The organism is Mesorhizobium sp. WSM3868 (assembly GCF_002294785.1).
Lineage (GTDB): Bacteria > Pseudomonadota > Alphaproteobacteria > Rhizobiales > Rhizobiaceae > Mesorhizobium.
Genome location: NZ_NSGB01000002.1, coordinates 313,191 through 334,890, shown reverse-complemented (window position 1 = coordinate 334,890; position 21,700 = coordinate 313,191). Strand labels below are relative to the sequence as shown.

The following is a 21,700-nucleotide window of genomic DNA, read 5'->3' as shown; positions in this document are numbered from 1 at the left end:
CGCGCTTCCGCTAAGAAGCCGTGGCTGGCCGGCTCACCGGCCGGTTCGTTTTCCGGTTTCCCGGGAAGCACCCGTAGCTCAGCTGGATAGAGCGCTGCCCTCCGAAGGCAGAGGTCACAAGTTCGAATCTTGTCGGGTGCGCCAACTATTGGCACCGCTGGCTGCCGGCACTGGCCGGCTAGGCGACCGCAGTTTCCGCGACGCCGTCCGCGCGCAGCTCAGATAGCGCTAAAAGTCAGGGCACGATGCCGCGGCAGGCCCAGGCGACGCTGGCGAAAGACCTCGGCCCATCGGCACGACCGGCCTGATAGGCATCGTGGACTGCAGCCTCGGTGCGGGTCCGCTCGGCGGCGTCGAGCGTGGTCATATATTTGCCGAGCGGGCCTTCGCCGGCGGCAATCGGCGCCCAGTAGTCGTCGAAATTCTGGTAATCCATGCGGATCATCAGCTCGGTTTCGGTGACGTCGGCCAAGCCCTGTTCGACAAAGGTCCGCTTCATTTCGCCGGGCTGCATCATCGGCTGGAAGCAGTAGCGATTGCGCATCTGGCGGCCGCTTTCGCTGAGCGCGGCAACGGTGTCGATCATCATGCGCATGGCCGGCATGCCGCCAAGATGGTCCCACACAACGGCGGCGACCACGCCGCCCGGCCGCGTTACGCGGCGCATCTCGGCCACCGCCTTGCCGGTCTCCGGCACGAAGTGAAGCACCAGCAGCGCCAGCGCACGGTCGAACGCATTGTCCTCGAAAGGCAGCGCCGTGGCGTCCGCCTGCTGAATAGTGATGCGCGGATCGGTGTTCCTCTCCTTCGCCGCCGCGACGAAGACGGATGAGAAGTCGATGGCCTGGATTTCGGCGAGATCGCGCCACTTCGCCAGTTCGAAGGTCAGGCTGCCGGTGCCGCAGCCGACGTCGAGGATCTTCTCGCCGCCGGCCAGGCCGACGAAGTCGATGAACTTGGGCGCGAGCCTGCGGCTCCAGCGGCCCATGAGCTGCTCATAGCCCGATGCCGCGTGAACGGTGAAGCTTGATGTCATCCCGTCCTCCCTTGCTGGTTTCAGCCTAGACCCACGCGGGAACCATGCCAAGCAACGAAACCAGCCTCGTCCCGAGATCGCACAGGTGGGCGTTGGCAGGAGCATACGATGCCGAAGCCGAGCGCCAGTGTTCTATCGCGACCAGATCGCCGCCGACCGAGCCCGGATCGCCGAGATGAACGCGTTGGCGGAGGGCCTTCCTGTTCCGCCGCCGTATCCGGTCATGGCCCGGCTTTTCGCCGCCGCAAACGAGGATGCCGACGCGTTCCGCGGCGTGATCGAGATCGCCTTGTGCGTTTCGCTGCCGCAGATCACCAGAGCGCATATGGCCGCAAAACTGGCCGAGCTGGGCGATCGCCGCTTGCCGCCGAATGCCAGCATCATCGATCGCGCCCGGATGGCATCCCTGCCTGCCGGCTGATCTTGTCGCAGTCCGGATTGCAACCTGTCCGCGACGTCTACGAGTGGAGACTTCGCTCACGCAGGCGTCGTTTTGCCGGTCGAAAGCGCTTCGAACACCTCGCCGGTTTCGGCCACGAGCGTCTGCATCAATTCGCCGGGCAGGAAGCTCCCGGTTCAAGGCGGCCGCCTGCCCATAGAGATGGAAGGCGAAATCTCCTTTTGCACCGGCCTCGCCGAGCGGAGCGCTGAGCGCAACCATTTGCGGGAAGTCGGGGAGGTGCGCCCGGTTCACCTCCATCTCCAAGGCGAAGCGGGTGCGTCTCGCCCGCGCCGCGCGGCCGGTGAAGGCATCGGTGACCATCGTGTCCATGTCCGTGGCGGCGCGGATCAGGGCTCGGCGCGGTCCGTCCGTGCCGGCCTCGTCGCAAGACAGGAAGCCGGTGCCGATCTGCACGCCGCTGGCACCAAGCGCGAAAGCGGCCGCTATACCGCGGCCGTCGGCGATGCCTCCGGCGGCAATGACCGGCAGCTTGACGGCATCCACGACCTGGGGAACCAGCGCCAACGTTCCCACGCCGTCACCGGGACGGTTGGGAGCGTGCGATCCCCGGTGGCCGCCTGCCTCCCAGCCCTGAGCTACGACCGCGTCGGCTCCGCCGTCGGCGAGTTGGCGCGCTTCGGCGACATTCGTCGCGGTGCTGATAACCACGATCCCGGACTGCTTCAACTTGGCGACCGCGGCCGCGTCCGGAATGCCGAAATGGAAGCTGACGACCGGTGGGCGGATCTCGAGCAGCAGTTCAAGCTTTTCTTCGTCGAAACCCGGTCCGATCGGCGGAAGCCTCCGCGAGGGTTCGTCGAGCGACAGCTCCTCGTAGTAGGGCCGCAACCTGTCGATGACCTGGGTCAGCACGGCGTCGCTGGTGTCTGGTCTGGGAAAAACAAAGAAATTGAAGTTGAAGGGACGCTCGGTCGAGGCGCGCAGCTGGCGCGCAGCGGTGCGCAAGCCGTCCGGCAGCATCGATGCGCAGCCGAGCGATCCCAGCCCGCCGGCGTTGCTCACCGCGGCGGCGAGTTCCGGAGTCGCCGAGCCGGCCATCGGAGCCTGGATGATCGGGTGCTCGATCTTTAAGAGATCGCATAAACGACGGTTCGGCCACACGAGCGTTTTTCCTGTGTCGGGAAAGGAACACGCGCAGTCCATCATAGGCCTGGATCAAGACGGGGTCACCGGAATTGTGCGAGGCACGCTCCCACGCTCTCCCGCTCCACCAGCGGGCATTCAAGCTTGGTGATGGGATAGCGGCCGCGGCCGGGCGGCGGCGTCTCCAATTGCTCGATCGCCCATTGGCCCATCGCCAGATGCGGCAGGATCGATGTCGTCAGCGGCGGGAAGAGGTGGCGGGCGATCTCCTCGTCGTCATAGCCGATCACGGAAATGTCCCCGGGGATATGCAGGCCGGCCTCCTTCAGCGCCTCGTAGCAGCCGATCGCCGTGCGGTCGTTCTGGCAGAAGATGGCGGTCGGGCGGTCTTTCAGCGCAAGCAGCCTCACCGTCGCGGCATAGCCGGCGCTGGCCGACCAGTCGCCCTCCACCACCAGGTCCGGATCGAAGGGGATGTCGGCGGTGGCCAAAGCGCGGCGATAGCCCTTCAGCCGATCCTGCGCCGCCTGCATCCAGGGTTCGCCGGTGATGGTGGCGATGCGGCGGTGGCCGCGGCTGATCAGATGCCGGGTGGAGCTCTGGCCGCCGGCGATCTCGGAGGGCACCACGGCCGGGAAGGCATAGTCGGCAGTGTAGCAGTTGAGCAAGATGACCGGAATGTCGAGGCTGTAGAGGAACTCGGGGGCGGTGATCTCGCGGGTGAAGATGGTCATGTAGATCAGCGCCGAGAGGCCGCGCCGGGTGAGCGCCTGGATGGCGCGCGGCTCCATGACGGCGTCACCCATGGTCTGCGCCACCAAGAGCACGTTGCCGGCATTCCAAGAGGCCTGGCGCGCGCCCTCGATGGCCACAACCGCCTCGGGGCTGGTGGCGAGCTGGTCGACGGCGAAGCCGATGACGCCGTCCAGCCCTTCGAAGGGCGTGACGGGCGGACGCAAAGCTGAAAAGATCGGCGGCGAATAGCCCAGCGCTCTAGCTGCCTCGATCACACGGTCGCGCGTCTGCCGCGACAGCCTGATGCCCGGCGAATTGTTGAGCACGAAAGAGACCGTCGCCTGCGAACAGCCGGCGGCCCTCGCTATATCGGTCATGGTGACCCGGCCCTTGGGCTTGGCCGAGGCCTTGCGGCGTCTGGACGTTTCCCGTGGATTGCGCAGTTGCGTCGGTTCGCTCATGGTCGTTTCCCAAACCTGCCGGGCTGTTACGCAAAGCCCGCCACCCAGCAGGAATGCTTATAACTATTATCACTAAAAAGGGCGTTGACACCAGCCACGGCACGCGGCGACAAAATGGCCAAAAAGGTCAGCAAAGCTGTCATTTTTCCCGAGTTTTGTCGACCCGACCAGCGCAAATCCTGCTTCCGCCGGCGCCCACCGCGGCACCCGGTTCGCCGTGTTGGTGTGCCGGTCCGATCCCGCTACTAATACTATTTACTAATATCGGTAAGCGATCTACTGTCAACGCGTCGCCGGGCGAGCTGCGGCGACGGCATCTGGGAGGAGCGCAGGTTCGCTGCCCGGCAATTTGCCGGAAGAGGGCTGCCCTCATCCTCACGAAAATGTCAGACAAATCGGACTATTTACGAACGTCAAATCTGTGTCTAGTGTTTCGGTCGCGGCTGGATCGGCCCCGGACCTTAGGTGCCAGACCCTTGAGGAGGAGGGCGTCCAGGCCGCAGCCGAGACATCAGCGATGAGTTTCAAAAGGGAGGTTGAAGCATGAAATCCATGATACGCAACGCGTCCGTCGCCGCGGCGGCCTTGGCTATTGGCCTGACGGCCAGCGCAGCCGTGCGCGCCGACGACAAGCCGACGCTGGCCTTTGTCGTCAACGGCGCGTCAGACTTCTGGAAGGCCGCGGAAGCCGGCGTGAAGAAGGCGCAGGGCGAACTGCCCGACTACAATCTCGAGCTGAAATATCCCGAGCAGTCGTCGGTCGCCATCCAGCAGCGCCTGATGGACGACCTAGTGACGGCCGGCGTGAAGGGCATCATGGTGTCGGCAGTCGACCCCAAGACCTCGACCGACGGGCTGAACAAGATCGCGTCCGAGACCGCTCTGTTCACCACCGATAGCGACGCCCCGCAGACCAAGCGCGTCGCTTATATCGGCTCGTCCAACGTCGATGCCGGCAAGCAGGCGGCCGAGATCGCCAAGAAGGCGATGCCGAACGGCGGCAAGTGCCTGGGCTTCGTCGGCCTGCTCGGCGCCGACAATGCCAAGGAGCGCATCGAGGGCATGAAGGAGGGGCTTGCCGGCAGCAAGATCGAGCTGGTGGACGTGCGCGGCGACGACATCGACCAGGCGCGGGCCAAGAAGAATGTCGAGGACGCGCTGGTCGCCAGCCCCGACATCACCTGCATGGTCGGCTTCTACTCCTACAATACGCCGCGCATCTATGAGGCGCTGCGCGACGCCGGCAAGCTCGGCCAGATCACCGTCGTCGGCTTCGACGACGATCCGATCACGCTGGGCGGCGTCAAGGAAGGCACGGTTGCCGCGACCGTGGTGCAGCAGCCCTTCGAATGGGCCTATCAGGGCATGAAGCTGATGGCCGCCTACCTCAAGGGCGACAAGTCGGGCATTCCGGCCAACGGCTTGATCATCGTGCCGACCAAGATCATCGGCAAGGACGATGTCGACGCCTATGCCGCAAACCTGAAGGCGATGGCCGGCAAGTAATCGATGCACAGTTGCGCCGGCTCAAGCTTCGCCTTGAGCCGGCGTCCGTATTGACGGGCCGCATGCGGCCCGTCAGTCTGCAGTCTACCGGCTGCCGATAAGCGCGATGAACAATGGCGTGATGAATTATTCCGACCCATCCATCGTCCAATCCGCTCCGTTCCTGAGCCTCGAGGCCGTGCGCAAGACCTATCCCGGCGTCGTGGCGCTGGACGGCTTCTCGATGCAGGTCAGGCCGGGCGAGGTGATCGGCCTGGTCGGCGAGAACGGCGCCGGCAAATCGACATTGATGAAGATCCTCGGCGGTGTGACGCGGCCGGACAGCGGCACCGTCACCGTCGACGGCGTCGCGCATGACGGCTTGACCGTGGAAGCCAGCATCGGCTCCGGCATCGCCTTCGTGCATCAGGAGCTCAACCTGTTCGAAAACCTCGACGTCGCCGCCAACATCTTCTTCGGCCGCGAGCCGCTCAAGGCCGGGCCGCTGAAGCTGGTCGACCGCGCCAAACTGCGCGAGATGGTGGCGCCGCTCCTGAAACGCGTCGGCGCCAATTTCTCGGCCGACGCGCCGGTCGCCTCGCTGTCGCTGGCGCAGCAGCAGATGGTCGAGATCGCCAAGGCGCTGTCGATCAAGGCGCGGCTGGTGATCCTCGACGAGCCGACCTCCAGCCTGCCGATCGCCGAGACCGAAAAGCTGCTCGACGTGATCAAGGGGCTGCGGGCGGAAGGCATCAGCGTCATCTTCATCTCGCACCGCCTGCACGAGGTCGAGCGCGTCGCCGACCGCGTCGTGGTGCTGCGCGACGGCATGCTGGCCGGCACGCTGCCGAAGAGCGACATCAATCACGACCAGATGGTCAAGCTGATGATCGGGCGCATGCTTAAGCAGCGCGAGAAAGCAGCGGAGGCGGGGCGCGCGCCGGGCGGCGTCGCGCTCTCGGCAACAGCGGTGCGCACCAGCGCCTATCCCGATCACCCGGTCGACCTGGAGCTTCGGCGCGGCGAAATCCTCGGGCTTGCCGGCCTGGTCGGCTCCGGCCGCACGGAGCTCGCGCGCGTCCTGTTCGGCATCGACGAGCGGCTCGGCGGCAGTGTCGCGCTGGACGGCAAGGCGCTCAATGTCGGATCGGCCGCCGATGCGGTGGCGAGCGGCATCTTCCTGGTGCCCGAAGACCGCAAGCTGACCGGCATCCTGCTCGACCTCTCGATCGCGCAAAACATTTCGCTGCCCAATCTGCCGGCGCATGCGAAGCGCTCGCTGGTGTCGACCAGCGCGGAGCTCGCCACCGCCGAGAAGCAGAAGAAGGATCTCGGCATCAAGGCGCCGTCGGTCCTGACCCGCACCGGCACGCTGTCCGGCGGCAACCAGCAGAAGGTGGTTCTGGCCAAATGGCTGGCGATGAACCCCAAGGTGATGATCCTCGACGAGCCGACACGCGGCATCGATATCGGCGCCAAGGCCGAGATCTACGCGCTGATGCGGGCGCTGGCCGATGCCGGCGTCGCGGTGCTGATGATCTCCAGCGACATGGAAGAGGTGATCGGCGTCTCGGACCGCATCGCGGTCATGCATGAGGGGCAGATCTCCGGCATTCTCGACCGGGACGATTTCAGCCAGGAGAACGTGCTGTTGCTGGCGGTGGGCAAGAAGCCGAAGCTGGCGCAAGCCGCGGGAGGAGCGCAATGAGCAAGAAAGACCTCGGCCTGCTGGTCCTGATCCTGGTGGTCGGCGCGGTGGTCACGGCTATAAATCCGCGCTTCCTGTCGACGATCAATCTCGCCAACACCTCAAACCTGGTCGCGCTGTTCGGCATCCTTTCGATCGGCCAGGCCTTCGTCATTATCACCGGCGGCATCGAGCTTTCGGTCGGTTCGCTGATCGCGCTGCTCGGCACGCTGTTCATCGACTTCATCGCCGTGCGCGAGATGGACTGGCCGTTGGCCTTCGTGCTGATCATCGTGCTCGGCGCCATCATCGGCTTCGTGCATGGCTGGCTGATCACGCGGCTCAAGATGCAGCCTTTCGTGGTGACGCTTTGCGGCCTGCTGATCTACCGCGGCGTCGCCCGTTTCTACACCGCCGACGGCACGGCGGGCTTCGCTTTCGGCCAGAATTTCCCGGATCTCGAATTCCTGACCGCCGGCCGCTCCGGCGGGTTGCCGAATTCCTTCATCGCGCTGATCGTGATCGCCATCGTCATGTGGGTGGTGCTGCACCGCTCGGTGTTCGGGCGCTATCTCTATGCCATCGGCAAGAATGAGGAAGCGGCGAAGTATTCGGGCATTCGCACCGGGCGCGTGGTGATCGCGGCATACGTGATCTGCGGTGTGCTGACGGCGCTGTCGGCGATCTACTTCGCCATGTACACGCGCTCGATCTCGCCGGCGAGTCACGGCCAGTTCTATGAGCTCTACGCCATCGCCGCGGCGGTGCTTGGCGGCTTCTCGCTGCGCGGCGGCGAGGGCTCGCTGGTAGGCGTCATCCTCGGCACCGTGCTGCTGCAGGAACTGCAAAACCTCGTCAATCTGCTCGGCATCCCGTCCTCCCTGAACTTCGCGGTGATGGGCGGCGTCATCCTGATCGGCGTGCTGGTCGACCAGCAGTGGGGCGTGTTCCGCGCCCGGCGCCGGATGATGGAGGCGTCGCGCCGGAATGTCGCCGGCGCGCCGGCGGAGTAGCTTCCCTCGTCCGATCTCGGCAGGCAGCGGCGCAAATTTCAACTTCGCGTGCTGCACACATTTTTTGGACGTTGGCGCCGACATCAACAAGTCTCGGCTCAACCTCCCACTCGCAAGCCGGCATCACCCCGTCAGATCATGTCCGAAAGGTCCGAGAACGCCATCGCCTTGCGCAGCACGTCGGCGAAGCGCTCGCCGGCGATCTCCCTGGCGCCGCTGTTGTCGATGGAGGTGACGTCCGGTCCGGAAAGCGTCACGCTGGTGCTGCGCGCCAGACGCGCCAGCACTTCGCCGCGCGATTCACGGCCGCGCGCCGCCAGCCGCTCGGCGAGGATCTCCGGCGCAGCGGTGATCTCGACCACCGCCAGGTTGGCATAGCGCTCACGCAGCGCCGGGATGACGGCACGGGAGACGTTGGCCACCGCGACATGACCATTGGCGATCGCCCAATCGACATCGGCCGGCAGGCCATAGCGCAGGCCATGCGCGTCCCAGCAGATGGCGAAGGCGCCGTCCGCTTCCGCCTCGGCGAAGGCGGCGTCGGCCAGCGTATCGTGGTCCTCGCTGGCGGAGTCGCTCGGACGGGTGATGACGCGGCGGACGAACTCCAGCCGCGTCTCGCCGGCAAAATGCGCCCTGGCGTAGCCGATCACCGTGTCCTTGCCGGCGCCGCTCGGCCCGACCACCGCGACGAAGACGCCGTTGCGGATCGGAAGGGTCTCGGTGAGCTCTCGTTCGATCAGCGCAGAAACCATCATGCGACGCGCCTGCCCTGACGCCAGACGTTGCGCACGACCGGCACATGCTGGTCGACGCGCACGCGCACGAGGTCGGCGCGCCGGCCGGGCTCGATGACACCGCGATCGCTAAGGCCGACCGCTTCCGCCGGGTTCTTTGAGACCATGGCGACCGCCTGCGGCAGCGAAATGCCTTCCACGACATCGCCGAGGAAGAAGGCGGACTGAATCAGGCTGAAGGGGATATAGTCGGACGACAGGATGTCGAGCAAACCGTCGCCGGCAAGCGAGCGCGCCGACACATTGCCCGAATGCGAGGAGCCGCGCATGACGTTGGGCGCGCCCATCAGCACTCCGAGGCCTGCCGCCTTCGAGGCCCTCGCCGCCTCCTCGGTGGTCGGGAATTCGGCAACGCGCACGCCCTGCTCCACCGCCTCGTCGACATGGCCGGCTGTCGCATCGTCGTGGCTGGCAAGCACGATGCCGCGCTCGCGGCAGGCGGCGGAAATGAAGACGCGGTTCGGCCCGGAATTCTTGGCCGATTCCGCCATACGCTTCTCGCAGAATTTCTGGAAGTCGCGGTCGGTGAGCTTCAGCTTGCGCTGGTAATAATAGGCGTAGGTCTCGAGATCGACGAACTGGCGCTGGCCCGGCGCATGGTCCATCAGCGAGGCGAGCTTCACCCTGTGGTCGGTCTCGAAATTGGCGAAGGCCTCGAGGCAATCCGGCGCCGAGACCTCGCAGCGCAGATGGATGAAGTGGTCGGCCCTGAGCCGATCCTGGCGCACGCTGTCCTCGATCGCATCGGCGAGCTTGCGCACGTCGTCGGACTTCAGGTCGGCATCCTCGTCCATGCCGACACGCAAGGCGTCGAGCACCGTGGTGATGCCGGCGGTCGCCACCTGCGCATCGTGGGCGAGCACGGCGGCGATCGGGTTCCAGCGCACTTTCGGACGCGGCGCGTAATGGCCTTCGAGGTGATCGGTGTGCAGTTCGACGAGACCTGGGATGATGTAGTCGCCGCCCATGTCCTCGCCGGTGCGGGCCGCACCCGGCTCGATCGCGGCGATCAGCCCATCGCGCAGCAGCAGCGAGCCCGCGACGATCTCGTCGGGCAGCACGATGCGGGCATTGTTCAAAACGGTCTCGGCGGTCATTTCAGCAGTCCTATCTCAGGCGGGCGGACATCAGGCGGTTTTTCTGGCCGGGCGGCGTCCAAGCACGTGGTGCGAGAGCACCATGAAGGGCGCGCCCGGTTCGGTTTCGACGAACAGCGTCAGCGTATCCACCGGCACCGGACGCTGCAGCACATCCGCGAACAGGCTGTCGATTGCAGCGCGAAGGCGCGGGCTTTCCTGTGGCCCGACGCGTCCGGAGAGCGTCATGTGGAAGCGGAATGTCTCGAAGACGTAGGGATAACCCCACTGGCAGAGGTTGCGGAACTCATCCGGCTTCAGCGAGTCTGGACTGCGGCGCTCGATCTCGGCCTCGGTCAGCGGCGCGCGGAAGCGGTCGAAAGCGCGCACGACCTCGCCGGCGAAACTGTTGAGCGGCTCGAAAGGACTTTCCGGCACCAGCGCGAAAAAGCCGTCGATCTGGCCGACGACCAAACGCGGGATGACGACTGGCGGCGTGACCTCGGCGAAATCGTCGAGCGCCGCCCGCAGCGAGGCTTCCGATTCGCTGGGCGCCAGCCGGAACGGCGCCTTCAGCGTCGCGTGGAAGCCGTAGCGCCGAGCCGAGGCGGTGTGGAAGGCAACTTCCGCCGCCGACAGGGCACCCACACCCTCAACCGGCCGAGTCGGCGCGCCGAACGGGTCGCGCCCCAGCCAGTTGGCGGCGATCCGCGCCAGCGGCTCATCCTGCCTCGGGGTAAAGTAAATGGCATAGCGCATCGAAAATCCTCGTCAGACCCGCTGCCATAGGTGATTTCCATGACGGATTGACGAAGCTTTCATGGGTTTTCGAAGGCAACCCAGGCTCCGGCGGTCCTTAGCCGACGATTTTCCCGAACTGGACCAACAGGTTGAGGGCTATGAAAAATCTCACGCCTTCATCAGCCACTCATGCTCGGCGGCGTTGTGGAATTTCCATGTCCGCTTCGGGCCGGCCATGACGTTGAGATAATAGAGATCATAGCCGTGGCAGGCCGCACACGGGTGGTAGCCTTTGGGCACCAGCACGACATCGCCGTCCTCGATCGCCATCGCCTCGTCCAGGTCGCGCACGCCATTTCTGTCGGCGTCGGTGTAGACGCGCTGGAAGGCGAAACCCTGCGGCGGGTTGAGGCGGTGATAATAGGTCTCCTCGAGATAGGACTCGGCCGGCAGATTGTCCTGGTCGTGTTTGTGCGGCGGATAGCTGGAGGTATGGCCGCCGGGCGTGATGACCTCGACCACCAGCAGCGAGTCGGCCGGCTTGCCCTCGGGCAGGATGTTGGTGACGTAGCGGGTGTTGGTGCCCTTGCCGCGCACTTCCTGACCGAGATCGTCGGGCGCAATGACGCGAGCGGGCAGGCTGCCGCCAAGACCGGGCGCCGAGCAGACGGCAAGCTCCAGCTCGGTGTCGGCGGTCACTGCCCAGTCGGAGCCTTGCGGCACATAGACCGACCAGGGCTTGCCTTCGAAGGGCGACATGCGCTCGCCGAGCAGGCCGAGATCCTTGCCGCCGGCCGCAGCCTGGCCCTTGCCGGTGACGAACACCAGGCAGACCTCGCGCTCGCCCGTCTTGCCGGCGGCCGTCTCGCCCGGCCGCAAGCGGTGGAGATCGAAACCCACGTAAGTCCAGCCCGCGCTTTGCGGGGTGACGTGGGCGACGTGGCCGTGGCCCTTGTCGGCCTTGACGAGCAGTTTCGACATTTTGTCTCCTGGATCATTCCTTCGGCTCGGCCGGAGGCTTGGGCTCCTCGGCCGGCTTGTAGAGGTAGAAGAACTGCCACACCGCGTAACCGGCGAAGCCGAGCGCGATTACACCCCAGAACGGCGTGCCGGAGGCGAATTCGATCACCGACCAGATTAGGCAGACGGCAACGACGGCAATGCGCCGCCACAGCGGTCGGAAGAAGGGGTGCTCATAGTCTTTCATCGCGCCAATCCGGGACTTGTCCAAACGCATCAGATAGACCGAGCGGCCGGACGAATCCACCGTTTACGCCGGGAAGCCCTGCGTCTCCACCGTATAACCGGCGGCCGTCATCACCCGCATCAGCTCCTTGTGGCCGACCTCAGCCATCCTCAGCGGCGGGTTCTTTTTCGGATCCTGCTCGGCCTCGACCACGAACCAGCCTTCATAGCCGTAGTCGGCGAAGCGCTGGACGATCGCGCCGAAATCGAGCGAGCCGTCGCCGGGCACGGTGAAGGCGCCGAGCGCGACGGCATCGAGGAAGGACTGCTTCGTGCGGTCGAGCCCGTCGATCACGTTCATGCGCACGTCCTTCACATGGACGTGGTTGATGCGCTTGTGGTGGTTGTCGATGGCGCGCAACACATCGCCGCCGGCGAAGGCGAGATGGCCGGCATCGAGCAGCAGCGGGATGCCCTCGCCGGAATGATGCATGAAGGAATCGAGTTCCGGCTCGGTCTCGACCACGGCCGCCATGTGATGATGGTAGGAAAGCGGCATACCCTGGTCGGCGCACCATTCGCCGAATTCGGTGACGCGTCGGCCATAGGCCTTCATCTCGTCGCCGGAAAGCCGTGGCTTGGTGGCAAGAGGCTTGGAGCGGTCGCCCTGGATGGAGCGGCCGACCTCGCCATAGACGATGCAAGGCGCGTTGACCGCCTTGAACAAGTCGATCATCGGCTGGATGCGATCCTTGTTCTTCGACATGTCCTCATCGACCAGCGTGCCGGAGAACCAGCCGCCGCAGAGCGTGACGTCGGCCTCTTTCAGGATCGGCAGCATCACCTTCGGATCGTTGGGGAAGCGGCGGCCCATCTCCATGCCGGTGAAGCCGGCCGAGCGCGACTGGCGCAAACACTCCTCCAGCGACACATCATCGCTCAATTCCATGAGATCGTCGTTCCACCACGCGATGGGAGACATGCCCAGTTTGGCTTTCAAGTCGTCACTCCAGGTTTGGATCGTTCAACTTTCGCTCATCGGCGCTGCCCTCTCATCCGCCTGCCGGCACCTTCTCCCTGGAAATGACGGGGAGAAGGGACAGGCTTCAGCGGTGGCGGCCCCCTGCTCCCCGTTCTTCACGGGGAGAGGGCAAGGGTGAGGAACAGCGCCAGCTTCAATCACCTAAGCTCCGCATGAGCTTTTTCTCGTCATACGCCTTGCGCGCGGCGTTCACCTGCGGCCGCGACGAGACTTCCGGCACGGCAACATCCCACCAGTGGCCGCCGGCCTCGGTCGACACCAGCGGATCGGTGTCGATGACCAGCACGGTGGTCTTGTCGTTGCCCTTCGCCTTGGCGAGCGCCGTTTCGAGTTCAGCAATCGAGGCCACTTTCTCGGCGACGGCACCTAGGCTTGCCGCATGGGCGGCGAAGTCGACGTCGGGCATCACCTCATGGCGAGCGTCCTTCAAGAGATTGTTGAAGTTGGCGCCGCCGGTCGCCATCTGCAGCCGGTTGATGCAGCCATAGCCGCGATTGTCGAGCAACACGATGGTGAGCTTCAGGCCGAGCATCACCGACGTCGCGATCTCGGAATTGAGCATCAGATAGGAGCCGTCGCCGAGCATGACGACGACTTCCTGGTCGGGTTTCGCCATCTTGACGCCGAGCCCGCCGGCGATCTCGTAGCCCATGGTCGAGAAGCCGTATTCGGCGTGATAGGAACCGGGCGCGCCCGCTTGCCAGAGCTTGTGCAATTCGCCCGGCAGCCCGCCGGCGGCATGCAAAAGCGTGACGCCCGAGCCCTTCGCGCGCTGCACGGCGCCGATCACCTGCGCGTCGGAGGGATAGGCGGCGTTGGTCGAGGCCGTCACCTTGGCGGCGGCAGCCTGCCATTCCGTCTTGCCCTTCAGCGCATTGTCGGTCCAGGCGGTCGGCGCCTTCCAGCCCTTCAGCGCGGCGGAAAGCTCGGCGAGCCCTTCGGTGGCGTCGGCAACCAGCGGCAGCGCCCAGTGCTTGCCGGCATCGAAGACCTGGGTATTGAGCCCGATGATGGTGCGGCCGGCATTCTTGAACAGCGCCCAGGAGCCGGTGGTGAAGTCCTGCAGCCTGGTGCCGACGGCAAGAACCACATCGGCCTCTTCCGCCAGCCGGTTGGCCGCTGATGTGCCGGTGACGCCGACGGCCGCCATGTTGAGCGGATGATCGTCGGGCAGCGAGGATTTGCCGCCTTGGGTCTCGCAAACCGGAATGCCGGCGCCCTGCACCAGCTTGGCCAGCTCTCCGGAAGCCTGCGAATAGAGGACGCCGCCGCCGGCGATCACCAGCGGCTTCTTGGCGTTCTTCAGGGCCGCCACGGCGACGGCCAGTTCGTTGCGATCCGGGCGCAGCCGGCGCGGCGTCCAGACGCGCTCGGCAAACAGGCTTTCCGGATAATCATAAGCCTCCGCCTGCACGTCCTGGCAGAGCGAAAGCGTGACCGGGCCGCATTCGGCGGGATCGGTCAAGACCTGCATGGCGCGGTTCAGCGCCGGGATGATCTGCTCCGGCCGCGTGATGCGGTCGAAATAGCGCGAGACGGGGCGGAAGCAGTCGTTGACGCTCGCCGTGCCGTCGGAGAAATCTTCGGCCTGCTGCAGCACCGGGTCGGGCAAGCGGTTGGCGAAGACATCGCCGGGAAGCAGCAGCACCGGCAGCCGATTGACGTGAGCGAGCGCCGCAGCCGTCACCATGTTGAGCGCGCCGGGGCCGATCGAGGTGGTCGCGGCCATGAAGCGGCGGCGGAAATTCGCCTTGCCGTAAGCAATCGCCGCATGCGCCATCGCCTGCTCGTTATGGGCGCGGAAGGTCGGCAGCTCGTCGCGGACCTGGTAGAGCGCCTCGCCGATGCCGGCGACATTGCCGTGGCCGAAGATCGCCCAGACGCCGCCGAAGATCGGCGCCTTCTTGCCGTCGATCTCGGTCATCTGGCAGCTGAGAAAGCGGGTCAGCGCCTGCGCCATCGTCAGGCGAACGGTCTTGGTCATAGTCGTTTCCTCCGGCTTTCCCTGTGCCGCCTAATATGCTGCCCGTTCTTCTTATGCTGCTTTGCGGCCGCGCGCTGCAAGCCATGCCTCGGTCAATTGCTCGAAGCGCGAGGCCATGTCGGCGACAGCGTCGTCATCCGAGATCTTGCCGGCCAGCCATTGTTCGGCGGCATTGACAAAGATGGTGCGACCGACGGCAAATCCCTTGACGATCGGCGCATTGGCGGTGGCGGCAAAGGCGGCGACCAGCTCGTCCTGCGGCGCCTCCAGACCGAGCAGCACGACGCCGCGGCACCACGGATCATTCTTGACGATCACCTGCTCTATCCTGGCCCAGGCGCCTGCCGAGGCCTGCGGCTCGAGCTTCCACCAGTCGGGCTTGATGCCCAGCGCATAGAGTTCTTCAAGGGCGCGCGGAATGGTGGTGTCGTCGAGCGTGCCGTGCTTGCCGGCGATGATCTCGACGAGCAGTTCCCTGCCGACTTTCCGCGCCGCCTCGAACAGGGTCCGCAGTTTTTGCTGCTGCTCTGTCTTCAGCGCCTCCGGATCATCCGGATGATAGAAGCAGAGGCACTTGATGCAATGGTCGACCGGCCATTCGGTGAGCTGCGAGCCGATGTCCTGCGAAAACTCGAAGCGCAGCGGCCGCGATCCGGGCAGCTCGACCGGCCGACCTAACCAGGCAAAGGGATGGCGGGCGAACTCGAACATGGCATCGCGGCCGTATTTCTCATCGATCAGCATGCCGTAGCCGTCGCGACCGGCGGCGACCTTGGCCGCCGCCTTGACGGTGAGCACCTTGAAGTCGGGGATGCGCGAGACATCTGCACCGACCCTGGCCGCGACATCTTCCAGCTGGACGCGGTGGTCGCAAGCGAGCGCCATCAGCGAAGGGATGTCGCGCCGGCGCGTCGTCGCCCAGTGGATGTGGTTGATCGCCTCGTCCTTGCGCAGCGCCAAGTGCTTGCTGCCCTGCTTCAGAAAGAACTGCAGCTCCTCGAAGGTGGGATATTCCGGCGCGCATAGCAGGCGCGACACGGCGAAGGCGCCGCAGGCATTGGCCCAGGTCGCCGCCGTGGCAAAGCTTTCGCCGCCGAGCCAGCCGCGCAGGAAGCCCGACATGAAGGCGTCGCCGGCGCCGAGCACGTTGTAAATCTCGATCGGGAAGCCCTCGCCGACGACGCCGTCCTCGAGGTCGTCGCTGATCGGCCCGTCATAGACGATGCAGCCTTTGGCACCGCGCTTGAGCACGATGGTAGCGGCCGACAGCGTGCGGATCGTCTTAAGCGCGCTCAGACAATCGTCGGCGCCGGAGGCGATCATGATTTCCTCCTCGGTGCCGACGATGAGGTCGCAATCGGGCAGCACCGTCTTCAGCTGCGCCGAGACCCGGTCCGACTTGACGTAGCGCTCGAAGCCCTCGGCATGGCCGGCGAGCCCCCAGAGGTTCGGGCGGTAGTCGATGTCGAACACGACCTTGCCGCCCTTGGCCTTCATCAAACGGATCGCCTTGCGCTGTGCAGCATCCGAGTTGGGACGCGAGAAATGGGTGCCGGTGACGACCACGGCGCGCGCCGAGGCGATGAAAGCCTCGTCGATGTCCTCTTCGGCGAGCGCCATATCGGCGCAATCCGAACGATAAAAAATCATCGGCGAGACGCCTTCGTCCTCGACGGAAAGCAGCACCAGCGCCGTCAGCCGTTCCTTGTCGGTCTTCAGGCCGTCGACCGAGACGCCCTCACGCCTGAGCTGCTCGCGGATGAAGCGGCCCATCTGCTCGTCGCCGACGCGAGTGAGCAGCGCCGAGCGCAGGCCGAGCCTTGCCGTGCCGACGGAGATATTGGCCGGGCAGCCGCCGACCGACTTGGCGAAGGAGGTTATGTCCTCCAGACGCGAGCCGATCTGCTGGCCGTAGAGATCGACAGAGGCGCGGCCGATCGTGATGACGTCGAGCGGCGGATATTTCGCTTCCACGGCTTCGCCCATTCGAACCTCCCATCGGCCTTGTTGTGCAGAGCAGCGTCGTTTTGGGCAGCACGCGCGAACGGCGGCGTGACACCGTCAATATGAAATAATAATTCCAATCCATAGTCAATATGGAATGAGTGTTCCCTGATGGAAAAACGCCCGTTCGGGGCCGCTCAGGCCTTGCGCCTGCGGCCGGCGTCGCGCCGCTTCTCGCCGACGGCAACGGTCAGCGCCATGGCGAGCGCCATCGTCGCCGACAAAGAGCGGAAGCCGCCGAAATCGGCTTCGGCCACCTCGAACCAGACCTTGGCGAATTGGGCGAGCGGCGAGAACGAGCTGTCGGTGATGGCGACGATAGGCACGCCCTGCTCGGCGATCGAGCGCGTCTCCTCGATGGTCGCGGGCGCGTAAGGCGAGAAGCTGATGGCGATGACGGCGTCGCGCGGCGTGGCGAAGCCAATCATCTCGGCGTTCAAGCCCGCGGCCGACTCGATCAGTTGGTTGCGGATCTTGAGCTTGCCAAGCGCGTAGGCGATGTAGGAGGCGACCGGATAGGAGCGGCGCTTGGCTAGCACATAGATTGTCTCCGCCTTTGCCAGCAGCGTGATCGCCTGTTCGAAATGCGCATCGTTCAGCGCGCGCGAAATGTCGCTGAGCGAGGTGCTGGCGGCAGCCACGAAGCCGTCGAAGATCGCCCGGTGTCCAGCGCCTTCCTCGGCCTTGGCGCGCAGTGCCGCCAACCGCTCGTCATAGGAGGAATTGCGTTCGCGCAGCCGCTCGCGAAACACCTGCTGCAGGCTAGTGAAACCATCGAAGCCGAGCTGCTGGGCGAAGCGGATCAACGTCGAGGGCTGGACGCCGGCGGAAGCCGCGATACTCGCCGCCGTGCCGAAGGCGATGTCGTCGGGATTGTCCAGCGCATAGGCGGCGATCTGCGCGATGCGCTTGGGCAGACTGGTGCGCCGCTCCAGGATCGTCGTGCGCAAGGTCTCGAAATCGCGAGGCACCCGTCCGTCCATCGTCGCTCCGCCCACGGCCATGCTGGTGTTCCCTCTCCTGCCTCATCATAGCGGTTTCGCGCAAGAACACCATAAAAAATGATTTGGACGTTCCATTCTCAGCTGAAATGGATTAATTCATCCATGCGAATTCTTCCCCTTCAGCGGAGACAATCGACATGGTCGGAGTGGGCCTCATCGGCACGGGCTTCATGGGCAAGTGCCACGCCATTGCCTGGAACGCGGTCGGCACCGTCTTTCCCGATGTCGAGAAGGCGAGGCTGGTGCATCTGGGTGAGGTCAATGACGAGCTTGCAAAGCGCAAAGCGGCCGAGTTCGGCTTCACTCGAGGCTCGGGCGACTGGCGTGCCGTCGTCAACGATCCGGAGGTCGATGTCGTGTCGCTGACCACGCCCAACCAGTTCCATCCGGAAATGGCGATCGCCATCCTCGAAGCCGGCAAGCACCTGTGGTGCGAGAAGCCGATGGCACCGAGTTTTGCCGAGGCCGAGGCGATGGCGAAGGCAGCGACCAAATCCGGCAAGGCTGCCGTGCTCGGCTACAACTACATTCAGAACCCGGCCATCCGCCACATCGGCGCGCTGCTCGAGGAAAAGATCATCGGCGATGTCAATCTCGTGCGCATCGAGATGGACGAGGATTTCATGGCCGATCCCGAGGCGCTGTTCTTCTGGAAGCATGAGGCGGCTTCCGGTTATGGCGCGCTCGACGATTTCGCGGTGCATCCGCTGTCGCTGATCAAAGTGCTGTTCGGCCGCGTCGCTCGCGTCATGTGCGACATGGCGAAACCCTATGCCGACCGGCGCGTCGCCTCCGGCGGCCGCCGTGCGGTCGAGACCTACGATATCGCCAGTGTGCTGATGCATCTGGAGAACGGTGTCGCCGGTACGCTGCTGGTCAACCGCTCGGCCTGGGGCCGCAAGGGCCGTATCGCCCTCCAGATCTTCGGCTCGAAAGGCTCGATCCTCTACGACCAGGAGCGAATGAACGAGTTCCAACTTTATCTGACCGCCGACCGGCCGACCGAGCAGGGCTACCGCACGATCCTGCTGGCGCCGCACCACAAGCCCTACGATTCCTTCGTGCCGGCGCCCGGCCACGGCCTCGGCTTCAACGACCTCAAGATGATCGAGTGCCGCGAGCTTTTGATGCGGATCGCCGGCAAGCCGGCGCGGACCATCGACTTCGACGAAGGGCTGGAGATCGAGCGCACGGTGCACGCCATGGCGCGATCGTTCCAGGAACAGCACTGGGTGGAAGTGAGGTGAGCCGGCTCCCCTTCAGGTGCCGGCGGCGGCTGCTGCATTGATCTCCCAGCCGTCCACCCAAACCTGCCGCAGTTGATCGCCTTCGCCTTTGAACCATAGGCCGGTCGGCTGGCAATCCTCGATGCGGTCGCTGCGGAAATTGCGGATGGCCTGGCGCAGTTCGCACCAAGCGACGATGTTGGCGGTCTCGGCGTAGTAGATCAGCGCGATCGGACGGACGATACGCTGTGTGTCGCGGCCGGCTTCGTCGCGGTAGGCGAGGTCGAGCTTCTCCTCGTCGCGGATGGCGCGGCGCACCAGCGCCAGATCGACCGCCGCGGCCGCAGGCGAAAAACCCCAGGCATGAAGAGCGTTGGCGTCGAGCGTCTGGCGCAAGGGCGGCGGCACCGCGCCGGCGATCTTGGCGCCGACGCGCTTTGCCGCCTGCTTGAGCTCGTCGTCGCCGGTGCGTGCGAGCAGCGCCAGCGAGAGCACGATCGCCTCCATCTCCTCGATCGAAAACATCAGCGGCGGCAGGTCGAAGCCGGGGCGCAGGATATAGCCGATGCCGCGCCCGCCCTCGATCGGCACGCGCATCGCCTGCAGTGCCGCGATGTCGCGATAGACCGAGCGCACCGTCACTTCCAACCGCTCGGCGATCGTCGCCGCGGTCACCGGCTGCCTGGCCAGCCGCAGGATCTGGATGATCTCGAACAGGCGCGAGGCCTTGCGCATTTCCTCAACGGCTCCGAACGCAACTGACACATCCCCGTCAGTTGGGGTGATCTATAGGGCCGCTTACACGCTTGAAAATCAACAGATTCGTTAGCGTCCTGCGGGGTGCGGCGACAGGCAACTGACATGAGTTACACGGAAAATCTCTGGCTATTCTTCATCCTGCTGTTCGGCATCATCGCCGTTCCAGGCATGGACATGCTGTTCGTGCTGGCCAATGCGCTGACCGGGGGGCGCGACAGGGGGCTGGCGGCGACCGGCGGCATTATGCTCGGCGGCGTAGTGCATACGTTGAACGGGGCGATCGGCGTCGGGCTGCTGATTCATTTCGTGCCGGTCCTGTTCAAACCGCTGCTGATCGCCGGCGCCGCTTACATGGCCTATATCGGAATTTCGCTGATGCGCAGCTCGATCACCGTCAGCGATGACGGGCCCGCCGGCAGCCGCTCCGCCTGGAAAGCCTTTCGCCAGGGATTGGTCACCTGCCTGATCAACCCCAAGGCCTATCTGTTTATCCTTGCCGTCTATCCGCAGTTCCTGAAGCCGGTTTACGGTCCGATCTGGATGCAGGCGACCATCATGGGACTGCTGACTGTCGTCACACAAGCAGGAATCTACGGCGGCCTCGCCATCACCGCCGGGCGCAGCCGGGCGCTTCTGGTCGGCAATCCGCGGGCAACGGTCATTGCCGGCCGTGCGGCCGGGCTGCTTCTATTCGCGGTCTCGGTATTCACCGCATGGGAAGGGCTGAGGGCGGCGTGAACGCCGCCCTCGCCAGGGTTGTCAGGCGGCGCCCTGACGGGTGGCGAGCAGTTCGCGCTTCACCGACCGGCGCCACTCGACGGCGCCGGCAAGTCCGTGCAGCAGCGTTTCGGTGGTCGCCCAATCGATGCAGCCGTCGGTGATGCTCTGGCCGTAGGTGAGCTGCTTGCTGGGCACGACGTCCTGACGGCCGGCGACGAGATTGCTCTCGATCATGACTCCGATGATGCGCTCGTCGCCCGCTGCGACCTGGCCCGCCACGTCGTGCGCGACTTTCGGCTGGTTCTCCGGCTTCTTGCCGCTGTTGGCGTGGCTGACATCGATCATCAGGCGCGGCGCGATGCCGATGCGCCCGAGCTCCGCGGCGGCCGCGTCGACGCTTGCCGCGTCGTAGTTCGGCGCCACGCCGCCACGCAGAATGACATGGCAGTCTTCGTTGCCGGTCGTCGCCGCGATCGCGCTGCGGCCGCCCTTGGTCACCGCCATGAAATGATGCGGCTGCGCCGCCGACTTCACCGCCTCGCCGGCGATTCTCAGATTGCCGTCGGTGCCGTTCTTGAAGCCGACCGGGCAAGAGAGGCCCGACGCCAGCTCGCGGTGGATCTGGCTTTCGGTCGTGCGCGCGCCGATGGCGCCCCAGGCGACGAGGTCGGCGATGTATTGCGGCGTCGTCATGTCGAGGAATTCCGTCGCCGCCGGCAGGCCGAGATTGTTGACGGCGGAAAGCACGTTGCGCGCCATCCGCAAGCCTTTGTCGATGTTGAAGCTGCCGTCGAGATCGGGATCGTTGATCAGGCCCTTCCAGCCGACCGTGGTGCGCGGCTTCTCGAAATAGACGCGCATGACGATCTCGAGCCGGTCGGCCAGGGCCTCGCGCAGCGCCGCCAGACGGCTGGCGTAGTCCACGGCGGCGACCGGATCGTGGATGGAACAAGGGCCGACGATGACGACCAGTCGATCGTCGGCCCCGGTCAGGATGGAATGGATGGCGTTGCGCGAGGCGGCAACGGTGCGCGTCGCCGTGAGCGAGCGCGGTATCTCGCGCATCACGTCGTCCGGCGTGCTCAGGACTTTGAGTTCCTTGACCCGTAGGTCGTCTGTGGTGGTCAACACGGCTTTCTGCTCCTGGTTAGGAGACCTGCCGGCTGAAACGAAAAAGCCGCCAGGTCTGGCGGCTTTTC

At 65.1% G+C, this 21,700-nt stretch carries 19 protein-coding genes and 1 tRNA gene; 6 read left to right on the top strand and 14 right to left on the bottom strand.

The window, feature by feature from the left end; genetic code table 11:
* Nucleotides 1-67 precede the first annotated feature (67 nt).
* Nucleotides 68-144: transfer RNA gene (locus tag CK221_RS04890), tRNA-Arg, on the top strand.
* A 91-nt stretch (nucleotides 145-235) separates the two neighbouring features.
* Here the strand turns inward: CK221_RS04890 and CK221_RS04885 are convergent.
* Genes CK221_RS04885 through CK221_RS04875 form a run of 3 tightly spaced genes read right to left on the bottom strand, consistent with a single transcriptional unit; the run spans nucleotide 236 to nucleotide 3,778 of the window.
* Nucleotides 236-1,036, bottom strand: coding sequence for a class I SAM-dependent methyltransferase (locus tag CK221_RS04885; protein WP_095776912.1), 801 nt, complete (start codon nucleotides 1,034-1,036; stop codon nucleotides 236-238).
* 25 nt (nucleotides 1,037-1,061) lie between these two features.
* Nucleotides 1,062-2,642, bottom strand: a complete 1,581-nt coding sequence (locus CK221_RS04880) for a nitronate monooxygenase (protein WP_280952172.1) — start codon at nucleotides 2,640-2,642, stop codon at nucleotides 1,062-1,064.
* A gap of 23 nt (nucleotides 2,643-2,665) precedes the next feature.
* Nucleotides 2,666-3,778 (bottom strand): LacI family DNA-binding transcriptional regulator, encoded by a 1,113-nt coding sequence (locus tag CK221_RS04875; RefSeq protein ID WP_179295075.1) that lies wholly within the window; start codon nucleotides 3,776-3,778, stop codon nucleotides 2,666-2,668.
* 543 nt (nucleotides 3,779-4,321) lie between these two features.
* Here CK221_RS04875 and CK221_RS04870 point away from each other — a divergent pair.
* The 3 genes from CK221_RS04870 to CK221_RS04860 all read left to right on the top strand — a co-directional run bounded on the left by CK221_RS04870 (nucleotide 4,322) and on the right by CK221_RS04860 (nucleotide 7,963).
* On the top strand, nucleotides 4,322-5,284 hold the full coding sequence (locus CK221_RS04870) for a sugar-binding protein (protein WP_095776910.1): 963 nt from the start codon (nucleotides 4,322-4,324) through the stop codon (nucleotides 5,282-5,284).
* A 121-nt stretch (nucleotides 5,285-5,405) separates the two neighbouring features.
* The gene (locus tag CK221_RS04865) at nucleotides 5,406-6,971 is read left to right on the top strand and encodes a sugar ABC transporter ATP-binding protein (RefSeq protein WP_095777090.1); all 1,566 of its coding nucleotides are present in this window, start codon (nucleotides 5,406-5,408) and stop codon (nucleotides 6,969-6,971) included.
* The gene (locus tag CK221_RS04860) at nucleotides 6,968-7,963 is read left to right on the top strand and encodes an ABC transporter permease (RefSeq protein WP_067323934.1); all 996 of its coding nucleotides are present in this window, start codon (nucleotides 6,968-6,970) and stop codon (nucleotides 7,961-7,963) included. Before CK221_RS04865 ends, CK221_RS04860 begins: the two co-directional genes overlap by 4 nt.
* Nucleotides 7,964-8,094: 131 nt before the next feature.
* On the opposite strand, the gene phnN is transcribed toward CK221_RS04860, so the two are convergent.
* From phnN to CK221_RS04815, 9 genes are all read right to left on the bottom strand, one after another.
* Nucleotides 8,095-8,721 (bottom strand): phosphonate metabolism protein/1,5-bisphosphokinase (PRPP-forming) PhnN, encoded by a 627-nt coding sequence (gene phnN / locus CK221_RS04855; RefSeq protein ID WP_067002849.1) that lies wholly within the window; start codon nucleotides 8,719-8,721, stop codon nucleotides 8,095-8,097.
* Entirely contained in the window at nucleotides 8,718-9,857 is a 1,140-nt protein-coding gene (locus CK221_RS04850) for an alpha-D-ribose 1-methylphosphonate 5-triphosphate diphosphatase (RefSeq protein WP_095776909.1), read from the bottom strand. The genes phnN and CK221_RS04850 overlap by 4 nt, the downstream gene beginning before the upstream one ends.
* 30 nt (nucleotides 9,858-9,887) lie before the next feature.
* Nucleotides 9,888-10,595 (bottom strand): DUF1045 domain-containing protein, encoded by a 708-nt coding sequence (locus CK221_RS04845; RefSeq protein ID WP_095776908.1) that lies wholly within the window; start codon nucleotides 10,593-10,595, stop codon nucleotides 9,888-9,890.
* 150 nt (nucleotides 10,596-10,745) lie between these two features.
* Nucleotides 10,746-11,558, bottom strand: a complete 813-nt coding sequence (gene iolB / locus CK221_RS04840; RefSeq protein ID WP_095776907.1) for a 5-deoxy-glucuronate isomerase — start codon at nucleotides 11,556-11,558, stop codon at nucleotides 10,746-10,748.
* A gap of 13 nt (nucleotides 11,559-11,571) precedes the next feature.
* Entirely contained in the window at nucleotides 11,572-11,784 is a 213-nt protein-coding gene (locus CK221_RS04835) for a hypothetical protein (protein ID WP_067003268.1), read from the bottom strand.
* 63 nt (nucleotides 11,785-11,847) lie between these two features.
* Nucleotides 11,848-12,762: a myo-inosose-2 dehydratase gene (gene iolE, locus CK221_RS04830; RefSeq protein WP_095776906.1), complete on the bottom strand. Its 915-nt coding sequence runs from the start codon at nucleotides 12,760-12,762 to the stop codon at nucleotides 11,848-11,850.
* A gap of 175 nt (nucleotides 12,763-12,937) precedes the next feature.
* Nucleotides 12,938-14,788, bottom strand: a complete 1,851-nt coding sequence (gene iolD, locus CK221_RS04825; RefSeq protein ID WP_095776905.1) for a 3D-(3,5/4)-trihydroxycyclohexane-1,2-dione acylhydrolase (decyclizing) — start codon at nucleotides 14,786-14,788, stop codon at nucleotides 12,938-12,940.
* Nucleotides 14,789-14,839: 51 nt separating this feature from the next.
* The gene (gene iolC, locus CK221_RS04820) at nucleotides 14,840-16,774 is read right to left on the bottom strand and encodes a 5-dehydro-2-deoxygluconokinase (RefSeq protein ID WP_095776904.1); all 1,935 of its coding nucleotides are present in this window, start codon (nucleotides 16,772-16,774) and stop codon (nucleotides 14,840-14,842) included.
* Between the two features lie 155 nt (nucleotides 16,775-16,929).
* A complete protein-coding gene (locus CK221_RS04815; RefSeq protein WP_179294461.1) occupies nucleotides 16,930-17,775 on the bottom strand; it encodes a MurR/RpiR family transcriptional regulator in 846 nt (281 codons plus the stop codon).
* Between the two features lie 158 nt (nucleotides 17,776-17,933).
* Between CK221_RS04815 and CK221_RS04810 the strand changes: the two genes are divergently transcribed.
* Entirely contained in the window at nucleotides 17,934-19,043 is a 1,110-nt protein-coding gene (locus CK221_RS04810; RefSeq protein WP_095776902.1) for a Gfo/Idh/MocA family oxidoreductase, read from the top strand.
* Nucleotides 19,044-19,055: 12 nt separating this feature from the next.
* Here CK221_RS04810 and CK221_RS04805 read toward each other — a convergent pair whose 3' ends face one another.
* Complete coding sequence (locus tag CK221_RS04805) at nucleotides 19,056-19,757, bottom strand: YafY family protein (RefSeq protein ID WP_095776901.1); 702 nt, start codon at nucleotides 19,755-19,757, stop codon at nucleotides 19,056-19,058.
* A gap of 126 nt (nucleotides 19,758-19,883) precedes the next feature.
* On the opposite strand from CK221_RS04805, the gene CK221_RS04800 reads away from it, so the two are divergent.
* On the top strand, nucleotides 19,884-20,519 hold the full coding sequence (locus CK221_RS04800) for a LysE family translocator (protein ID WP_095776900.1): 636 nt from the start codon (nucleotides 19,884-19,886) through the stop codon (nucleotides 20,517-20,519).
* A 21-nt stretch (nucleotides 20,520-20,540) separates the two neighbouring features.
* On the opposite strand, the gene CK221_RS04795 is transcribed toward CK221_RS04800, so the two are convergent.
* Complete coding sequence (locus CK221_RS04795) at nucleotides 20,541-21,632, bottom strand: 3-deoxy-7-phosphoheptulonate synthase (protein ID WP_095776899.1); 1,092 nt, start codon at nucleotides 21,630-21,632, stop codon at nucleotides 20,541-20,543.
* Nucleotides 21,633-21,700 lie beyond the last annotated feature (68 nt).

Bases quoted from the DNA above. Each gene is read 5' to 3' on its own strand.
- CK221_RS04870 (WP_095776910.1), top strand. From the start codon at position 4,322: ATGAAATCCATGATACGCAACGCGTCCGTCGCCGCGGCGGCCTTGGCT.
- CK221_RS04810 (WP_095776902.1), top strand. From the start codon at position 17,934: ATGGTCGGAGTGGGCCTCATCGGCACGGGCTTCATGGGCAAGTGCCAC.
- iolD (WP_095776905.1), bottom strand. From the start codon at position 14,788: ATGACCAAGACCGTTCGCCTGACGATGGCGCAGGCGCTGACCCGCTTT.
- CK221_RS04845 (WP_095776908.1), bottom strand. From the start codon at position 10,595: ATGCGCTATGCCATTTACTTTACCCCGAGGCAGGATGAGCCGCTGGCG.
- CK221_RS04800 (WP_095776900.1), top strand. From the start codon at position 19,884: ATGAGTTACACGGAAAATCTCTGGCTATTCTTCATCCTGCTGTTCGGC.
- CK221_RS04835 (WP_067003268.1), bottom strand. From the start codon at position 11,784: ATGAAAGACTATGAGCACCCCTTCTTCCGACCGCTGTGGCGGCGCATT.
- CK221_RS04860 (WP_067323934.1), top strand. From the start codon at position 6,968: ATGAGCAAGAAAGACCTCGGCCTGCTGGTCCTGATCCTGGTGGTCGGC.
- CK221_RS04850 (WP_095776909.1), bottom strand. From the start codon at position 9,857: ATGACCGCCGAGACCGTTTTGAACAATGCCCGCATCGTGCTGCCCGAC.
- iolC (WP_095776904.1), bottom strand. From the start codon at position 16,774: ATGGGCGAAGCCGTGGAAGCGAAATATCCGCCGCTCGACGTCATCACG.
- phnN (WP_067002849.1), bottom strand. From the start codon at position 8,721: ATGATGGTTTCTGCGCTGATCGAACGAGAGCTCACCGAGACCCTTCCG.
- CK221_RS04805 (WP_095776901.1), bottom strand. From the start codon at position 19,757: ATGCGCAAGGCCTCGCGCCTGTTCGAGATCATCCAGATCCTGCGGCTG.
- CK221_RS04880 (WP_280952172.1), bottom strand. From the start codon at position 2,642: ATGGACTGCGCGTGTTCCTTTCCCGACACAGGAAAAACGCTCGTGTGG.
- CK221_RS04865 (WP_095777090.1), top strand. From the start codon at position 5,406: ATGAATTATTCCGACCCATCCATCGTCCAATCCGCTCCGTTCCTGAGC.
- CK221_RS04885 (WP_095776912.1), bottom strand. From the start codon at position 1,036: ATGACATCAAGCTTCACCGTTCACGCGGCATCGGGCTATGAGCAGCTC.
- CK221_RS04875 (WP_179295075.1), bottom strand. From the start codon at position 3,778: ATGAGCGAACCGACGCAACTGCGCAATCCACGGGAAACGTCCAGACGC.
- iolB (WP_095776907.1), bottom strand. From the start codon at position 11,558: ATGTCGAAACTGCTCGTCAAGGCCGACAAGGGCCACGGCCACGTCGCC.
- CK221_RS04815 (WP_179294461.1), bottom strand. From the start codon at position 17,775: ATGGACGGACGGGTGCCTCGCGATTTCGAGACCTTGCGCACGACGATC.